This window comes from Helcobacillus sp. ACRRO, assembly GCF_022347125.1.
Lineage (GTDB): Bacteria > Actinomycetota > Actinomycetes > Actinomycetales > Dermabacteraceae > Helcobacillus > Helcobacillus massiliensis.
In genome coordinates this window covers 28,478-45,780 of the sequence record NZ_JAKRNG010000021.1, presented here as the reverse complement: position 1 = coordinate 45,780, position 17,303 = coordinate 28,478, and the positions used below count along the sequence as shown (strand labels likewise).

Here is a 17,303-nt window from a genome sequence, read left to right as displayed (position 1 = left end):
GCCTTCATCGTTCGACTTGCATGTGTTAAGCACGCCGCCAGCGTTCGTCCTGAGCCAGGATCAAACTCTCCATAAAAAAATTTGAAACCCGGCAGAAAACAAACAACCGACGCTGATAAAAAATCTGCGTTCAATTGTCCGAAGAAATCAACTAAAAAATTGATCCTCTGCCAAAAAAACTTTGGCATCAATAAACAGACACACTATTGAGATATCAAACAACTTGCGCACACTGATCGTTACGGCTTGCGCCGCTCGGCCCCAATGGCTACTTCTTCACGATATTCGTGCCGCTCTCGGCACGGGAGATCACTCTACCCGCTTGGCAACTCCTCCGCAAGCCCCTCCGCTATGATCTGCGTCACTGTCTCTGTTCGGCATGGTGCCGCGCTTCGACTGCGTCGCTGTCATCGTTGAGAGGTGAAGCTCTTGGCTTCGGAATCGCTGCCTGAGGAACTTCCGTTCTCCGCGGCAACGAGATGAAACATTACGCGCTCCGGATCGGGCCCGCAAGCCAGCGCCGCGCGAAGGTGCGCTGGATAACAGTGGCAGCTTCGGTTCGGCTGTGCCGCCTGGTGAAACCGCTGGTCAGCGAGTTGCCGGGACGTACCCACGGTGCAGCGCCACGATGCCGCCCGTCAGGTTCCGATACTGAGCCTTCTCCAGGCCCGCATCGAGGAACCAGGACCTGAGACCCTGCTGGTCCGGCCACGCTGCGATCGACTCCGCCAGGTACGTGTACGCAGAGCCGTCCGAAGCCACCGCCGACGCCATTGCGGGCAGCGCCTTCATCAGATAGTTCGAGTACACGTGCCGGAAGACTCGATTGGTGGGCGTGGAGAACTCACACACCACCACACTCCCGCCTGGACGCACCACTCGGGTCATCTCCGCCAGTGCCTTCTGCGGCTGCTGAACATTGCGCAGTCCGAAGGACACCACAGCTGAATCGAAGGAGTCGTCAGCGAATGGGAGCGCGGTCGCATCAGCGCCGATGAAGGTGATGTGGGGCTGGCGGCGCCGGCCCTCCTGCATCATTCCCTCGGAGAAGTCGGACGCGATGACGCGATGGCCAGCGGCAGCAATCGCCGCGGACGAGGTCCCAGTGCCTGCGGCGACGTCCAGAACATCCGAGTGCGGACGCAGATCCAGCGCCTCGACCATGGCACGCCGCCAGCTGCGCACCTGCCCGAAGGCGAGGATGTCGTTGAGCAGGTCGTACCGTCCGGCGATGCCGTCGAACATCGAGGAGACGTCAACGGGCTTCTTCGAGAGGTCAGCGCGGTTCATGCCTCCATCCTGCCTGATCGACGGCGTGCGCCCCGCACGGCGCGCCGATGGCGGACAGGACTGCACCGCTGATGAGTCGACCACCACAATGGGTGCATGAGCAACAGCCAAACATTGACGATCCCCTCGACCCTTCTGCCGACCGACGGCCGCTTCGGCTCCGGCCCCAGCCGTGTTCGACCAGAGCAGATGGCCGCGCTCGATCGCGCCGGCCGTACGGTGATGGGCACCTCCCACCGACAGCCCGCCGTGAAGAACCTCGTCGGCCGAATCCGCCGCGGCCTCACCGACCTCTTCGACGCGCCCGACGGGTACGAAGTCGTTCTCGGCAACGGTGGTGCCACCGCCTTCTGGGACACCGCCGTCAGCTCCCTGATCCGCACTCGCTCGCAGCACGTCACCATCGGCGAGTTCTCCCAGAAGTTCGCCGACGCCGCTGCTGCCGCACCCCACCTGCAGGACCCGTCGGTCATCTCCAGTGCCCCCGGCACCCTCGCGCTGCCGACGGGCGAGGCCGATGTCGACGCCTACGCCTACGCCCACAACGAGACCTCGACCGGCGTGATGAGCCCCATCATCCGGCCGCACAGCGCCACCGATGACCAACTGGTGCTCGTGGACGCTACTTCCGGCGCCGGCGGGCTGAGCGTCGACATCGAGCAGACCGACGTCTACTACTTCTCCCCGCAGAAGTCCTTCGCCGCCGACGGCGGCCTGTGGTTCGCCCTGTGCTCCCCCGCTGCCATCAGCCGTGCCGAGGAGATCGCCGCGACCGACCGCTGGATCCCCCAGTTCCTCTCCTTCACCACCGCCCTCAGCAACTCCCGCAAGGACCAGACCCTGAACACGCCCGCCACCGCCACCCTCCTGCTCATGGCAGAACAGGTGGACTGGATGAACAAGAACGGCGGTCTGGACTTCACAACGGCTCGAACCGCTGAGACGAGCGGTCTGCTGCACCAGTGGGTCGAACGGCGTGACGAACTGACGCTGTTCGTCACGGAGCCTTCGGCCCGGTCGCAGGTCGTCACCACCATCGACCTCGACAGCGCCATCGACGCCGCCGAGGTCACGCGCATTGCGCGCGCCAACGGCATCATCGACATCGAGCCGTACCGCAAGCTCGGCCGCAACCAGCTGCGGATCGCGACGTTCCCCGCGGTCGATCCCTCAGACGTGCAGGCGCTCATCGCAAGCCTCGACTGGGTGCTCGACCAGCTCAGCTGACACCGAAGCACAACCCACAACGGCGGCCCTCTCCCACTCGAGAAGGGCCGCCGTTCTCAGGCGTCGCGGAAGCGGCAGGGCAACAGGGGCGTGTGCCTCAGGAGATCAGGGTCGCCAGTGGATCCCGCAGGAAGTACAGGACGAACATGCCCGCGATGATGTACATCAGCGGATGGATCCGTCGGCCCGCACCCTGGACGAGCTGCAGCAGCACATACACGATGAAGCCGGCGCCCATGCCGACCGTGATCGAGTAGGAGAACGGCATCAGGATGATCGTCAGGAACGCCGGAATCGCCACCGACAGGTCCGAGAAGTCGATGTCCGTCACCTGCGTCATCATCAGGAACCCGACCAGCACCAGCGCCGGCGTCGCAGCCTCGTAGGGCACCAGCGCCACCAACGGCGACAGGAAGACGGTCGCCAGGAAGCACAGGCCCGTCACCACCGACGCGAACCCGGTGCGCGCTCCTTCTCCGACACCGGTCGCGCTCTCCATGAAGCTCGTGGCGGATGACACGCCGCCCACGCCGCCCAGGATCGCCGCAGCAGAATCGGCCACGAGGATCCGCTGCGAATGGGGAACGTCCCCGTCCTCCTGCACCAGCTCAGCCTCTGACGCGACCGCGACCATCGTCCCCATCGTGTCGAAGAAGTCGGCGAGCAGCAGCGAGAACACCACGATGGACGCACCGACCACGCCCAGCGCCGTCACACCGCCGATCGGGTCCGCCTCGAACACCGTGGAGAAGTCAGGCAGAGCGAACGCCGAGAGATCCAGCGCCGGGACGTTCATCGACCAGCCCGTCGGGTTCCCAGAGGACTTGCCGTCCGCCGGAACGAACACACCGATCTTCAGCACCGCTTCCAGCAGCACCGCCACAATCGTCGTGGAGAGGATCGAGATGAGGATCGCCCCGGGCACCTTCTTCACCCACAGCACGATCATCAGCAGCAGCCCGAACACGAACACCGCCGTCGGCCAGCCCTCCAGCGAACCGTTGACGCCCAGCTGCACCGGCACCCCCGTGCCGGAGGTGACGAAGCGGGCGTTGAACAGACCGATGAACGCAATGAACAGGCCCATGCCCACAGCGATCGCCGTCTTCAGGAACCCTGGAACCGCCCGGAACACCGCCCGGCGGAACCCCGTCAGCACCAGCAGCAGAATGATGACGCCTTCGAGGACCACCAACCCCATCGCGCCGCCCCAGGTCATCCCCGGCAGTGCGACCACGGAGTAGGCGAGGTAGGCGTTGAGGCCGAGTCCGGTCGCAAGAGCCAACGGGAACTTCGCCCACGCGCCCATCAGAATCGACGCCACCGCGCCCACCAGAGCGGTGCCCGCAGCGACCGCGGGAAGGTTCGGCTCCGTGCCGCCGCCGAGGAAGTGCCCCGTGGAATCCGGAACCGTGCCGATGATCAGAGGATTCAGCACCACGATGTAGCACATGGCGAAGAACGTCACCACGCCGCCGCGGATCTCGCGGCCCACCGTGGATCCGCGCTCAGAGATGTGGAAGTAGCGGTCAAGCGCGCCGGGGCGCGGCTGCTGGCTGCTGGGTGCGGTCCTGGTGTCCGAGGTGCTCGACATGCCCCCATTCTCACCGATGCGCCCACGGTGCGTGCATGCAGTGACGCCCGCTCACGCAGTCAGCGCGACGGGCATCACAGAACAAGAGCAGTCAGCGCTTCAGCTGGTGCTCCTCGGAGAACCGGTAGTAGTCAGCGAGCTCCAGCTTCGCAGCGGCCTCATCGTCGATCACGAGGACCACGTCAGGATGCATCTGCAGCGCAGAGCCCGTCCAGCGGGAGGACACGGAGCCCTCCACGCACTGCGCGATGGCCTCCGCCTTATTGCTGCCCGTTGCGGTCAGCACGATGCGGCGCGCCTCCAAGATGGTGCCGATGCCCTGAGTGAGGACGTGGACCGGAACGTCCTCCTTCTTGTCGAAGAAGCGGGCGTTGTCCTCGATCGTCTGCTCCAGCAGCACCTTCACGCGAGTCCGGGAGGCCAGGGAGCTGCCCGGTTCGTTGAAGGCGATGTGTCCGTCGGTCCCGATGCCGAGGAGCTGCAGGTCGACGCCGTCGGCAGCGCCGATGGCGGCGTCGTACCGGGCGGCTTCGGCGACGGGGTCCTCGGCGTCACCGCGCGGGGACTGCACCGCGGAGTCCTCGATGTCGATGTGGTCGGTGAGGTGCTCACGGATGAACCGGGCGTAGCTCTGCGGGTGGTCGGCGTCCAAGCCGACGTACTCATCCAGCATGAACACGCGCGTGCCGGCGAAGCTGAGGCCCTCCTCCCGATGGCGGCGGATCAGCTCGGTGTAGCTGAGCACCGGCGACGACCCGGTGGCCAGGCCGAGTGTGGCACCGGATTCTCCGGCACCGCGCACAACGGCCTCGATCTGGTCGGCGACTGTGCGGGCGGCGTCCTGGGGTGTCTTCTTGATGATGACGCGCACGGCGTTCCTTCCGATGGGAATGGCGGGGACAGGATTGGGGCGGGGACACAGCAGCGCTCGCCTCCGCGGTCGCGGCGACGAGCGCTGCCGTGCACTGTTCACCGAGGAGACACCCTCGGTGCGGACGTCACTTCTTCTTCGGCGTCGACGCGGCGGCGAGTTCGAAGGCGCGGCGCGGATCCGTGGACTCCGGGATGCCGAGGATGTCGCGGTTGCCGATGGCGTTGGTCGCCCATCCGGCGATCACCGCGGCCTTGCGCGCGAAGGTCGGCATGGCGTACACGTGGTAGGCGCGGGCTGCTGCCCAGGCCGGCAGGCCCTTCAGTTCGATGGTCTTGCCGCCGATGAACAGTTGACCGACGCCCTTGTACATGCCGAGCGTGGCGACGGTGCCGAGGTTCTTGTGGAAGTAGTCCACCAGGGGACGGCCGTCGATGTCGCGGACGATGTTGTCGGCGAGGCGGACAGCCTGACGCTGAGCGTGCTGCGCGTTCGGGGGGCAGACCTTGCCCTCGCCGGAGGCGAGGTCCGGAACCGTGGTGCAGTCGCCCGCGGCGAACACGTTCTCCAGCGGACCGTTCTCGCCCTTGACGCGCAGATCGGCCATGCAGTCGAGGCGGCCGGTCTGGTTCAGCGGCAGGTCCGAGTTCGCCAGCACCGGGTTCGGCTTGATGCCGGCGGTCCAGACGATGAGGTCCGAGGCGAACTCGTCACCGTCGGAGGTCTTCACGATGCCGTCCTCGCAGGAGTTGAGGAAGGTCTCGAGCTTGACCTCGATGCCGCGCTCACGCATGTCCTTCAGAGCGAACTTGCCGAGGTCGTCGCCGACCTCGGGAAGGATGCGGCCCATCGCCTCGACGACCACGAATCGGACGTCCGACGGGTGCAGGTCCGGGTAGTAGCGCAGGGCGGCGCGGACCATGTCCTGCGCCTCTGCCACAGCCTCGCCGCCGGCGAAGCCGCCGCCCACGAAGGTGAAAGTGAGCAGGCGCTTACGGGTCTCGGCGTCCTTCGTGGAGGCTGCCTCCGCGAGGTTCGCGAGGATGCGGTCGCGCACAGCGATGGCCTCTTCGACCTGCTTGAAGCCGATGGCGTTCTCCGCCAGCCCGGGGATCGGCAGGGTGCGCGGAACAGCGCCCAGGCCGATCACCAGGTAGTCGTAGTTGATGGAGACCGCGACATCGTCATCGGTCTTCACCTGGACCGAGCGGTCCTTGTGGTCGATGCGGTCGACGGTGCCGGTCACAACCTTCGCACCCTTGAGCACCTTGCGCAGCGGAGCGAGGACGTTGCGCGGGTCGATGGCGCCGGCGCCCACCTCAGGCAGGAACGGCTGGTACGTGAGGTACGGGCGGGAGTCGACGACGGTCACGGCCGCGTTGGAGCCGAGCTTCTTCGTCAGCTCCGAGGCCACGTTCATGCCGACGGTGCCGCCGCCGAGGATGAGGACATGGGGCTTGGATGCATTGGTGTTCATGGCTTTAAGGCTAGTCCTGTTCTTCTGATCGTTCCATGTGGGATGTGTGAGGTGTCAGTCAGTCTGCGCACCCGTCGGCGCGCTCGTTCGAGGCGCCGGCTCCGCCTCCGCGACCCGCAGTCGCCGCAGGGCGCTGAGGGCGATGCCGTCGAGGATGTCGTGTTCGCTGGTGACGGCGACGGAGACGTAGCCTTCAGCGGCGACGCGGCGCAGGATCCGCGCCCAGACGAGGGCTCCGGCACCGATGACGTCGACGCGGCCCGGGTGGATGTACGCCATCTGCTCCCGCTCGGCGCGCGGGGTCCGCGCCATCTCCTCGCACAGCTCGGCGAAGCGCTCCACATCAGTCTCGGCGCCGTGGATCGCATCCGGTTCGTACTGGTCGAGGCCCAGTGCATGCGCTGTCATCGTGGTGACGGTGCCGGCGACGCCGACCAAGGAGCGCACGCGGGAGAGGTCGATCTCGGTGGCGGTGTCGAGCATCTCGTCGATGTCCCGCTCTGCAGCGCGGATCGCGTCCTCACTCGGTGGGTCGTCCTGCAGATGGCGCTCCATGATCCGCACGGACCCGATGTTCAGGGAGACCTCCGCCTCGGGCTCCTCAGCACCGATGATCAGTTCGGTGGAGCCGCCTCCGATGTCCACCACGAGGGACGGGGCTTCCGGCGCCGACGGGAGCGAAGTGACCGCGCCCTGGAAGCTGAGCGTCGCCTCCTCAGCACCGTCGATCACTTCGGGGTCGATGCCGAGGATCGAGCGGACGCCGCGGACGAAGTCGTCGCGGTTGGAGGCATCGCGGGTGGCGCTGGTGGCGACGAAGCGCACCGCGGCGGGGGCCACCCCTGCGGCGTCGATCCTCTGCTTGTAGGACCGCAGCGCCTCCAGCGTGCGGTCGATCGCTTCGGGGTCGAGGACGCCGGTGCGGTCCACGCCGTAGCCGAGCCGCACGATCGTCATGGTGCGGTCGATGTCGGTGAGTGCTGGACCACCGGGTCGGTCGGGATCGTCGGCGGCATCGGCGATGAGCAGACGAATGGAGTTGGTGCCGCAGTCGATCGCTGCGACCCGGTCGGTGGGCCGGGTGCCGTCGGCCTCCCACTCAGCGGTGACCGACGCCGGCGTGTCCTCACAGCGACAGCGCTCAATGCTGGCGCTCTCGGCGATCTGCTCGAGGACCCGGTCGCCATAGGGATTCAGCCCCGGACCCTCTGCGAGGGCGTGACCGGCGAGGGCGTGCAGGCACTTCACGCGCTCGGGCATGCCGCCGCACGAGATCCCCCGGATCTCCTCCACATCGCCGAGCTCATCGCGGCGCTCAAGGAAGTGCTCATGGGCGCGCCGGTGCTTCCGCTGCGCCTCCGGATCGCCGGCGAGCTCCTCCGTCCACTCGGCGAGGGTGCCGGTGGCCTCAACGCGGGAGATCTCCTCCACCAGCGACGGCAGCGTCAGGTAGAAGGAGGTGGGGAACGGGGCGCCGCTCGGCAGGCGCGGCAGAGTGCGCACCACCGCGGGTGCACCGCAGGCGCACCGGCGGGCGATCGACACGACCCCGCGCATCGTGCGGCCCAGCTGGCGGGACATGATCTCCATGTCGAGCGCAGTGGCGGGGCTCTCGAACGGCATCGGGTCGAGGGTCATTCGGTGTCCTTCGGGTCAGAGGAATCGGAAGTGGGCTCGTTCGAGCCGCCGGAATCGGACGCGGGGGCCGGCGCGGGCTTCTTCGGGTGATCGTCCGCAGCCGACGGCTTCTCCGGCGGCGCGGCCTGCGAGGCCCCGACCATCGAATCCCACAGAGTGCCGTACCAGGCGGTCTCGTGGGCCTTCTGTTCGCGCCGCTCCGCAGTGGTCATCGGGATCTCCTCACCGGAGGTGTCGGTGAGGCGGTACTGGGTCTCACCGGGCCAGACGAACAGCAGCCGCTCACGGGCCTGCGCGGCCACGAAGGTGGGGTCGTCCCACCGGGCGACCTGCGCTTCGAGGTCGTCCAGCTGCTGCTGGCGGTTGCGGATCTGCGCCTGCATCTGGGCGAGTCGCTGCTCCTGCGCCACATAGTGGTTGACCGACGGGACGAGCGCGGCCAGCGCCAGAACGATCACCGTGATCAGCACCAGGCTGCGCTTGGTGATGCCGAGTGCGTGCTCGCCGACGCGGCCCGCGGTCCGCGAGGCGCGGCCAGTGCGCTGCCGGGCAGCAACGGCGGTGCCGCCCGAGGCGGGTGCGGAACGGGCCGACGCCGCGGGACGCGATGTGCTGCGAACGCGGGCGGAGTTCGCGGCACCGTGACGGGGCGCGGCACCGGGGCCGACGGAGGTTGCGCGCTGGTTCTGCTCCTCTCGCCGATCCCCGGACTGGGGGCGGCGGGGCGCCCTCGGCCGGGAGCTCGGGTTCGATGAAGCGGGGCGCCTCGCCGACGGCGAAGCGCCCTGCCCCTCAGGTGTGCGATCAGGCACGGAAGCGCGGGAATGCCGATGCGCCCGCGTACACCGCTGCCTCGCCCAGCTCATCCTCGATGCGGATGAGCTGGTTGTACTTGTTGACGCGCTCGCCGCGCGCCGGGGCACCGGTCTTGATCTGGCCGGAGTTCAGGGCCACGGACAGGTCCGCGATCGTGGTGTCCTCGGTCTCGCCGGAACGGTGGGAGATCATCGAGGTGTAGCCGGAGCGGGTGGCGAGCGCCACTGCATCCAGGGTTTCGGTCAGGGTGCCGATCTGGTTCACCTTCACCAGCAGGGAGTTCGCAGCCCCCTCACGGACGCCGCGCTCCAGGCGCTCCGGGTTGGTGACGAACAGGTCATCACCGACGAGCTGCACCCGATCGCCGAGCTTCTGGGTGATGGCCACCCAGCCGTCCCAGTCCTCCTCGTCCAGCGGGTCCTCAATGGACACCAGCGGGTAGGCGGACACGAGCTCGGCATAGTAGTCCACCATCTCCTCGGCCGTGCGGGCCTGTCCCTCGAACCGGTAGGAGCCGTTCTCGTAGAACTCGGATGCGGCGACGTCCAGCGCCAGCGCAACCTCCCTGCCGGGCTCGTAGCCGGCAGCGCGGATCGCGTCGACGATGAGGTCGAGCGCTTCGCGGTTCGAGTCGAGGTTCGGGGCGAAGCCCCCTTCGTCACCGAGGCCGGTGCTGAGGCCGCGCTCCTTCAGAACCGCCTTGAGCGCGTGGTACACCTCGGCGCCCCAGCGGACGGCTTCGGTGAACGTCTCGGCGCCGATCGGAGCGATCATGAACTCCTGGATGTCCACGTTGGAGTCCGCGTGGGAGCCGCCGTTGAGGATGTTCATCATCGGCACGGGCAGCAGGTGCGCGTTCGGGCCGCCGATGTAGCGGTAGAGGGGCAGCTCGGCGACGTCGGCAGCGGCCTTCGCCACCGCCAGGGACACGCCGAGGATGGCGTTCGCGCCGATCTTGCCCTTGTTGTCGGTGCCGTCGATGTCCAGCATGATCGAGTCGATGGCGCGCTGGTCGGCGACGTCCAGCTCCACCAGCTGCGGGCCGAGATCGGAGCGCACAGCAGCGGCGGCGTCCTTCACGCCCTTGCCGAGGTAGCGGCCCTTGTCGCCGTCACGGCGCTCCACTGCTTCGAACTGGCCGGTGGAGGCACCCGAGGGGACCTGGGCGAGGTACTCGAAGCCGTTGTCGAGACTGACCACGACCTCCACGGTCGGGTTGCCGCGCGAATCCAGGATCTCGCGGCCGCGCACGTCGGTGATGAATGCCATTGACAGGTCTCCTTCGTCGAGGGTGAAAGGTCGCTGGTCGGCGTTGACCCGCGGGGACCATTCTAGGCGAGGTGATCGGGACTGACTGAGCGCGCAGTCCCAACTGAGTCGATCAGTCGGTTCAGTCGGCGCAGAGCGGATTCCGGATCCCGGTCGTGCTCCTCAGCGCGGACCACCACCGCCAGCAGATCCAGAGCATCCAGGGTGATCGCCGCCTCAGGATCGGTCGGCGCGGCGGACTCGGCGGCGATGCGCACCTGCTCCAGATGCTCGAGGATGCCCGGCAGTTCACCGCCGGTGCGGGCCCGCTGGATCAGTTTGAACGCCGCCTGCAGCGCGGGCAGGGCCGACGGGATCCCCTCCCCCAGATGGCTGCGGGGCTTCTCCGCGGACTTCACCGCGTGCCACTGGTCGACCACGTCCTGCACCGTGCCGACCTCCGTGCGCTCGTCCTCGGGTGCGAAGACATGCGGATTGCGGCGGTACATCTTCCGGTTCAGTGATCGGGCCACGTCGTCCAGGGTCCACGGGCTCGCGCTCTCCATGCCGATGCGCGCATGGAACACGAGCTGGAACAGCAGGTCCCCGAACTCCTCCACCGCCGTGGGACCATCCGGATCCGGTCCTTCCAGCTCGTCGAGCACTTCGAAGGTCTCCTCCAGGAGGTACCTGGCGAGGCTCTGGTGCGTCTGCTCAGCGCTCCACACATCGCCGCCGGGGCTGCGCAGCGCATGCATGATCCGCACCGACTCCACGACCGCGCTTCCCGGGGCAGTGGGAGAGGCGAAGCGGACATCCGCATCCAGGCGGCGCCCCAGGCGCGCCTCCAGCGCATCCAGCAGCGCTGTGGGGCCCGGCAGGAAGGGGTGCTCGGAGTCGATCAGCAGGACGAGAGGGTCATCAGTGGCGCTCCCGTCGGCCTCCCCCTCCCCCGCCAGCAGGCCGACGAGGCCGTCGATCAGCGCGGCAGCGGAGCGCGCATCCAGCGGGTGGGCCTCCACCCCGGCCTCCCGCAGGTGCGCCTCCCAGGAGTCCGCGGCGATGGAGCCGACGGCGACCCGGCCGGCCGACCGCAGGCAGTCCCAGCCGGCGGCGGTCAGCAGGCCGGCCGCATTCAGCGGCGACACCGGAAGCATCACCAGTTCGCTCATCGTGCGGCCCCCACGGTGCCCGGAGCCTGAGCGGTCTCAGCGATGGCGCTGTCCGGGCGCAGAACGGCGATGACCGTGCGGCACCAGTCGAGCAGGTCGTCGTCCACGAGGCCGGTGCCGCCGATCCGCTTGGTCTGCGGGTGCGGGATGAGGACCAAACGGGTCGCCGGTTTGATGAGTGTGCCGGGGAACAGACGCTTGAGGCGCATCGCAACCGAATCCGGCACCTCGAGATGACCGAAGCGGATCATCCGGCCCTGCACCTGCACCTCGTCGATCTCCGCCTCGATGCAGTCCAGGCGGAAGCGCGCCACCGTGAACAGCAGAGCGACCTCGGGCGGCATCTCGCCGTACCGATCGGTGAGCTCCTCCCGAACGCTCTCCAGCTCCTCGGTGCTGACGGCCTTCGACAGCTTCGAATACGCCTCCAGGCGCAGCCGCTCCGATTCGATGTAGTCGAACGGGATCCGGGCGTTCAGCGGCAGCTCCACCTTCGCGTCCCGGCGCACCGGGGCACCCGTGCCCTTGAACGCATTCACCGCCTCGCCGACCATGCGGACGTAGAGGTCGAAGCCCACACCGGCGATGTGGCCGGACTGCTCACCGCCGAGGAGGTTGCCTGCGCCGCGGATCTCGAGGTCCTTCATCGCCACCTGCATGCCGGCACCCAAGTCGGAGTGGGTGGCGAGAGTGGTGAGGCGGTCGTGGGCGGTCTCAGTGAGCGGCTTGTCGCCGCGGTACAGGAAGTACGCGTAGGCGCGTTCCCGGGACCGGCCCACCCTGCCGCGCAGCTGGTGCAGCTGCGAGAGGCCGAACCGGTCGGCGTTCTCCACGATCAGCGTGTTCGCGTTGGAGATGTCCAGGCCGGTCTCCACGATGGTGGTGCACACCAGCACATCGAACCGCTTCTCCCAGAAGTCGAGGATCACGCGCTCCAGCTGCGCTTCGTTCATCTTGCCGTGCGCCACTTCGACCCGGGCATCCGGCACCAGCTCACGGATCTTCTGCGCGGTGCGGTCGATGTCCTCCACCCGGTTGTGGATGTAGAACACCTGCCCCTCGCGCAGCAGCTCGCGACGGATCGCCGCGGCGACCTGCTTGTCCTCCTGTGCGCCCACATAGGTGAGGACGGGGTGACGCTCCTCGGGCGCGGTCGCCAGAGTGGACAGTTCGCGGATGCCGGTGACGGCCATCTCCAGGGTGCGCGGGATCGGTGTGGCCGACATCGACAGCACATCGACGTTGGCGCGCAGCGCCTTCAGCGTCTCCTTGTGCTCCACGCCGAAGCGCTGCTCCTCATCGACGATGATCAGGCCCAGGTCCTTGAAGCGCACCTGGCCGGTGAGCAGACGGTGCGTGCCGATGACGACATCGACGGAGCCGTCGAGGAGGCCCTCCACCGTGGCATCCGACTCCGCCTTCGCCTGGAAGCGCGACAGGCCCCGCACCGTGACGGGGAAGCCGGCGAAGCGCTCGGTGAAGGTGTCCACATGCTGCTGCGACAGCAGGGTGGTGGGAGCGAGCACAGCGACCTGTTTTCCGTCCTGGACGGCTTTGAACGCCGCACGGACCGCGATCTCCGTTTTGCCGAATCCGACGTCGCCGCAGATCAGGCGATCCATCGGGATCGGGCGCTCCATGTCCTTCTTGACCTCGTCGATCGTGGACAGCTGATCGGGCGTCTCCGTGAACTCGAACGCGTCCTCCAGCTCCTGCTGCCAGGGGGTGTCCGGACCGAAGGCGTGCCCTTCGGACGCCTGGCGGGCGCTGTACAGACGCACCAGTTCGTCGGCGATCTCCCGGATCGCCTTGCGGGCCTTCGACTTGGTCTTCGACCAGTCGCTGCCGCCCATCCGGTTGACGCTCGGCGACTCCCCGCCGACGTACTTCGTGATGTGCTCCAGCTGGTCGCTGGGCACGTACAGACGATCACCCGGCTGTCCGCGGCGTGACGGCGCGTACTCGATGACGAGGTATTCGCGGGTGGTCCGTTTGCCCGCCTGGCCGACGGTGCGGCTGGTGAGCTCCACGAACCTGCCGACGCCGTGGTGGTCGTGCACCACGAAATCCCCCGCCTTCAGCTGCAGCGGGTCCACTGTGACGCGGCGCTTGGACGCCAGGCGACGCTCCGAGCTGCGGCGCGCCCCGGACTTTCCGGTGAGGTCGCGTTCGCACATCACCATGATCTGCTCCGACTCCAGCACCACGCCTTCGGTGATGGGGCCGGTGGTGATGAGCAGCTGGCCCTCGGCCGGTTCCTCGTCGAGGGTCTCGGTGAACTGCGCGGTGACGTCGGCGTCGCGCAGGCTCTCCGCGAGGTGGCGGCCGGTGCCGGCGCCGGCCGTGGTGATGAGCAGGCGCCAGCCGTCGGTCTGCCGGCGGTGGAGATCTCGCGCCGCCTGGGCGGTCGATCCGCCGTAGCCGGGGTGGGCGGCTGCGGCGACGGTGATGTCGGCGTCGATGCCGAACGGGGCGGCGGTGGTCAGTGGGATGCCGCGCCGGCGGAAGATCTCCTGCAGCGCGTCGATGTCGAGGAAGCTGGCCTCGTCCACATCGATCGGCACTGCGCCCTCACCAGCGGCGCTGGACCACGCGGCGGCGAGGAACTCCCCGGTGGTCTGCACCAGTTCGTCGGCTCGGGCGCGGACGCGCTCCGGCTCCAGCACGAGCACGCGGGAGCGCTCCGGCACCGTCTCGGCGACGGACTCCATCCCGTCCACCAGGACCGGGCTGAGGGACTCCATGCCGTCCACGGCTATGCCGTCGGCGATCTGGGTGAGCATGTCCGCGAGGCCCGGCAGCTGCTGGGCCATCTCGCGGGCACGTCGGCGCACATCGTCGGTCAGGAGGATCTCCCGACAGGCGGGGGCGTGCAGCTCGGTGAGTTCGGCGTCCAGGGAGCGCTGATCGGCGACGGAGAAGAAGCGCATCTCGTCGACGTCGTCGCCGAAGAACTCGATGCGGACCGGGTGGGGCTCCGTCGGCGCGAACACGTCGAGGATGCCGCCGCGCACGGCGAACTCGCCGCGGCGCTCCACCATGTCGACCCGGACGTAGGCGGCGGCCGCCAGGTCGTCCACCAGCTGATCCATCGGGTAGGCGTCATCGCGGACGATGCGCACGGGCCGCAGGTCGCCGAGGCCCTTCGCCATCGGCTGCATCAGGGCGCGCACCGGCATCACCAGCACGCTCAGCGGGTCGGTCTCCTGCGGGTGAGCGAGCCGGTACAGAGTGGCGAGCCGCGTCGCGACCGTATCCGAGCGCGGCGAGAGCCGCTCATGCGGGAGGGTCTCCCACGCGGGCAGCAGGGCCGCGGGGGCCGACGGGGCCAGCGCCTGCACCTGTGCGAGCACGTCCTCGGCTTCGCGGGTGGTGGCGGTGACGATGATCAGCGGCTGATCGGTGCCGGCGGAGCTCGCCGCTTCCGCCGCGATGAAGGGATGCATGCCCTGCGGGGCGGTGATGCTGATGGACTGCGAGGCGCTGAACGCCTCCCCGATGCGCTGCAGGTCCGCCGAGCGGCGGACCAGGTCCAGGGCGTGGCCGAGGCTCACGGGCGGATCGCCTCCCGCTGGTGGAATTCGTTCTGGGCGGACAGCAGACCGTGCAGTGCGAGGTGCTCGGCGGCGTTCGCACCGTCGATGAGGAGGTCGTCCAGCACCTTCCGCTCGGCGGCGGAGAATCGTGAGAGGACGTGGTCGGCGGTGTCCTGGCCGCGGTGCGGGCGCCCGACGCCCAGCCGCACTCGCAGGTAGTCGCGCGTGCCGAGCGCACGAGTGATGTCCCGCAGGCCGTTGTGCCCGCCTTCGCCGCCGCCCTGCTTGAGGCGGACCGTGCCGAACTCGGTGTCGATCTCGTCATGCACCACGATCACGTGGTCGGGGTCGATGCCGTAGTACTGGGCGAGCGAGCTGACCGGGCCGCCGGAGACGTTCATGAAGCTGGTGGTCTTGGCGAGGACCGCGCGCACCCCTTGGCCGGGCAGGCCGAGCCGGCCTTCGATGACCTCCGCGGCGGCGCGCTTGGCGCTGCTGAAGCGGCCTCCGGCGCTGCCGGCCATCACATCCAGGCACATGTGGCCGATGTTGTGGCGGGTCTGGGCGTACTGGGGGCCCGGATTGCCGAGGCCCACGATCAGAACTGTGCTGCTCACCGTTTTTCCATCCTTCGCGCGTCGGTCCACAGAGTACAGGGGCGCCGTGCCTGTCGGCACGGCGCCCCTGCGGGTGTCAGAAGAGGATCACTCCTCGTCGGAGTCCTCGGCGTCCTCGGAGGACTCCTCGCCCTCAGCGGCCTCCTCGCCCTCGGCGTCCTCGGCCTCCGGGGTCTCGAGGTCGGCCTCGTCGACCTGCGGCACCTCAACGGAGACCACGAGCGCCTCAGCGTCGGTCACCAGCTCCGCACCCTCGGGCAGGGTGAGGTCGCCGGCGAAGATCTGGGTGCCCTCCTCGAGGCCCTCCACGGAGATCTCGATGACCTCGGGGACCTTGAGAGCGTCCACCAGAATAGTGAGGTCGTTGAGCTCCATGATGTGGGTGGCCGGCGACACCGGCTCGCCCTCGACCTGGAACGGAATGTCCACCTCGACCTTCTCGCCGCGCTTGACGACGATCAGGTCCAGGTGCTGGATCTCGCGACGCACGGGGTGGCGCTGGATGTCCTTGATCAGGGCGAGCTTGGTCTTGCCGTCCGGCAGCTCGAGCTCGATCAGGGCGTTGGAGTTACGGGCGATCAGAGCGGTGGCGTGGTACGGAAGGACCAGGTGGACCGGGTCCATCTCGTGGCCGTACAGCACAGCGGGGATCGCGTTGTCGCGGCGGATGCGGCGGGCAGCGCCCTTGCCGAAGTCTTCGCGGCGCTCAACCTTGAGGTTCTCTGCCATGGGATTCTCCTTGTGAAGGTGCGGAGGCGACTCAACGCGACACAAGGCGCCCACGAAGACGTGGACTGGCTATGGTCACCGCGTCGATCACGGAGAGCAGGCGCTCTCCCTCGCCGAAGTTCTCCAGAAGTCTACCGGCGCCGCCGGCTGAGGGCCAGGACTCCAGCCGGGAAGCCGGGTGACGTTCAGCACCCGTCGGTCCACCGGGCAGGCGCGCACAACCCTCCCGGCAGCCATCTCGCGTGCTGTCCATGATGGCGCATCGCACCCGCTCGGAACCGCACCGGCGAGGAATTCGATGAGACCGCTCAGAAAAGGACACTGGTCCCTTTTTTGGGTCTTTCACAGGGATACGGTGGAACCGACTTCAGAGAAGACGCCACTCCAGGAAGCAGAAGAATAGGGATTCGCCAGAAAGGCCCTGCGATGACTGCCCCGACCGCACCCCGCAATCTCCACCCCACCGACTCGACAGCCGCTCTCACCGGTACGGACGAGCGCCGTGGCGTCGCATCCTGGATGTTCCCCGCGGCAGGTGTGCTGCGCATCCTGACCGGTTTCGTGTTCCTCTGGGCATTCTTCGACAAGCTGTTCGGCCTCGGCGTCGGCACCGAACCGGGGAAGTCGGTGCTGAACGGCGGCAGCCCCACCACCGGATTCCTCACGCACGCAGTTCCAGCAGGAAATCCCCTCACCGGCGTGTGGAATGCCCTGGTGTCGATCAATCCGTTCACCGACATCCTGTTCATGGCCGGGCTTCTGGGCATCGGTGCGGCACTGATGCTCGGGATCGGCATGAAGGTCGCCACCATCAGCGGCGTGGCGATGTACCTGTTCATGGCGCTGGCGGCGTACCCGTTCGGCACCAACCCGTTCGTTGATGACCACGTGCTGATGGCACTGGTGCTGATCGTCCTGCTGGGCGTCGGCGCTCAGGACCACCTCGGCTTCGGCCGGAAGTGGGCACAGATCGTCGGTGAGGATTCGTGGCTCCGCTGAGCCCGGTCCCACCGGTCCCCCGGGGCTGACACCGCCCCGTCAGGGCCTCGGAGCTGCGAGGAGGGACGCGGCTCCGAGGCCCTTCTTCA

The 17,303-nt window shown here is 67.9% G+C and carries 13 protein-coding genes and 1 rRNA gene; 2 read left to right on the top strand and 12 right to left on the bottom strand.

Annotated elements, in window-relative coordinates:
* Positions 1-76, bottom strand: a 16S ribosomal RNA gene (locus MHY20_RS08440); the annotation flags it as partial.
* Between the two features lie 512 nt (positions 77-588).
* On the bottom strand, positions 589-1,290 hold the full coding sequence (locus tag MHY20_RS08435) for a demethylmenaquinone methyltransferase (RefSeq protein ID WP_183374786.1): 702 nt from the start codon (positions 1,288-1,290) through the stop codon (positions 589-591).
* 96 nt (positions 1,291-1,386) lie between these two features.
* On the opposite strand from MHY20_RS08435, the gene serC reads away from it, so the two are divergent.
* Positions 1,387-2,517: a phosphoserine transaminase gene (serC, locus tag MHY20_RS08430; protein WP_239376153.1), complete on the top strand. Its 1,131-nt coding sequence runs from the start codon at positions 1,387-1,389 to the stop codon at positions 2,515-2,517.
* A gap of 97 nt (positions 2,518-2,614) precedes the next feature.
* Here the strand turns inward: serC and MHY20_RS08425 are convergent, their stop codons facing one another.
* The 10 genes from MHY20_RS08425 to MHY20_RS08375 form a co-directional block, all read right to left on the bottom strand.
* Entirely contained in the window at positions 2,615-4,111 is a 1,497-nt protein-coding gene (locus tag MHY20_RS08425; RefSeq protein ID WP_239376151.1) for an NCS2 family permease, read from the bottom strand.
* A 91-nt stretch (positions 4,112-4,202) separates the two neighbouring features.
* Entirely contained in the window at positions 4,203-4,982 is a 780-nt protein-coding gene (nagB, locus tag MHY20_RS08420) for a glucosamine-6-phosphate deaminase (protein WP_183374791.1), read from the bottom strand.
* 127 nt (positions 4,983-5,109) lie between these two features.
* Complete coding sequence (locus tag MHY20_RS08415; RefSeq protein ID WP_183374793.1) at positions 5,110-6,459, bottom strand: NAD(P)/FAD-dependent oxidoreductase; 1,350 nt, start codon at positions 6,457-6,459, stop codon at positions 5,110-5,112.
* 54 nt (positions 6,460-6,513) lie between these two features.
* On the bottom strand, positions 6,514-8,097 hold the full coding sequence (locus MHY20_RS11665; RefSeq protein ID WP_275436742.1) for a DUF501 domain-containing protein: 1,584 nt from the start codon (positions 8,095-8,097) through the stop codon (positions 6,514-6,516).
* Positions 8,094-8,909, bottom strand: a complete 816-nt coding sequence (locus tag MHY20_RS08400) for a septum formation initiator family protein (protein ID WP_239376149.1) — start codon at positions 8,907-8,909, stop codon at positions 8,094-8,096. Before MHY20_RS08400 ends, MHY20_RS11665 begins: the two co-directional genes overlap by 4 nt.
* A complete protein-coding gene (eno, locus tag MHY20_RS08395; protein ID WP_239376147.1) occupies positions 8,902-10,182 on the bottom strand; it encodes a phosphopyruvate hydratase in 1,281 nt (426 codons plus the stop codon). Before eno ends, MHY20_RS08400 begins: the two co-directional genes overlap by 8 nt.
* Positions 10,183-10,244: 62 nt before the next feature.
* On the bottom strand, positions 10,245-11,333 hold the full coding sequence (locus MHY20_RS08390) for a MazG nucleotide pyrophosphohydrolase domain-containing protein (RefSeq protein ID WP_239376145.1): 1,089 nt from the start codon (positions 11,331-11,333) through the stop codon (positions 10,245-10,247).
* A complete protein-coding gene (gene mfd / locus MHY20_RS08385; RefSeq protein WP_239376143.1) occupies positions 11,330-14,887 on the bottom strand; it encodes a transcription-repair coupling factor in 3,558 nt (1,185 codons plus the stop codon). Before mfd ends, MHY20_RS08390 begins: the two co-directional genes overlap by 4 nt.
* Entirely contained in the window at positions 14,884-15,486 is a 603-nt protein-coding gene (pth, locus tag MHY20_RS08380; RefSeq protein WP_183374799.1) for an aminoacyl-tRNA hydrolase, read from the bottom strand. Before pth ends, mfd begins: the two co-directional genes overlap by 4 nt.
* 87 nt (positions 15,487-15,573) lie before the next feature.
* Positions 15,574-16,215 carry a 50S ribosomal protein L25/general stress protein Ctc gene (locus MHY20_RS08375; protein WP_183374801.1) on the bottom strand — a complete coding sequence of 214 codons (642 nt, stop codon included), beginning with the start codon at positions 16,213-16,215 and terminating at the stop codon, positions 15,574-15,576.
* 426 nt (positions 16,216-16,641) lie between these two features.
* Between MHY20_RS08375 and MHY20_RS08370 the strand changes: the two genes are divergently transcribed.
* The gene (locus MHY20_RS08370) at positions 16,642-17,214 is read left to right on the top strand and encodes a hypothetical protein (protein ID WP_239376142.1); all 573 of its coding nucleotides are present in this window, start codon (positions 16,642-16,644) and stop codon (positions 17,212-17,214) included.
* Positions 17,215-17,303 lie beyond the last annotated feature (89 nt).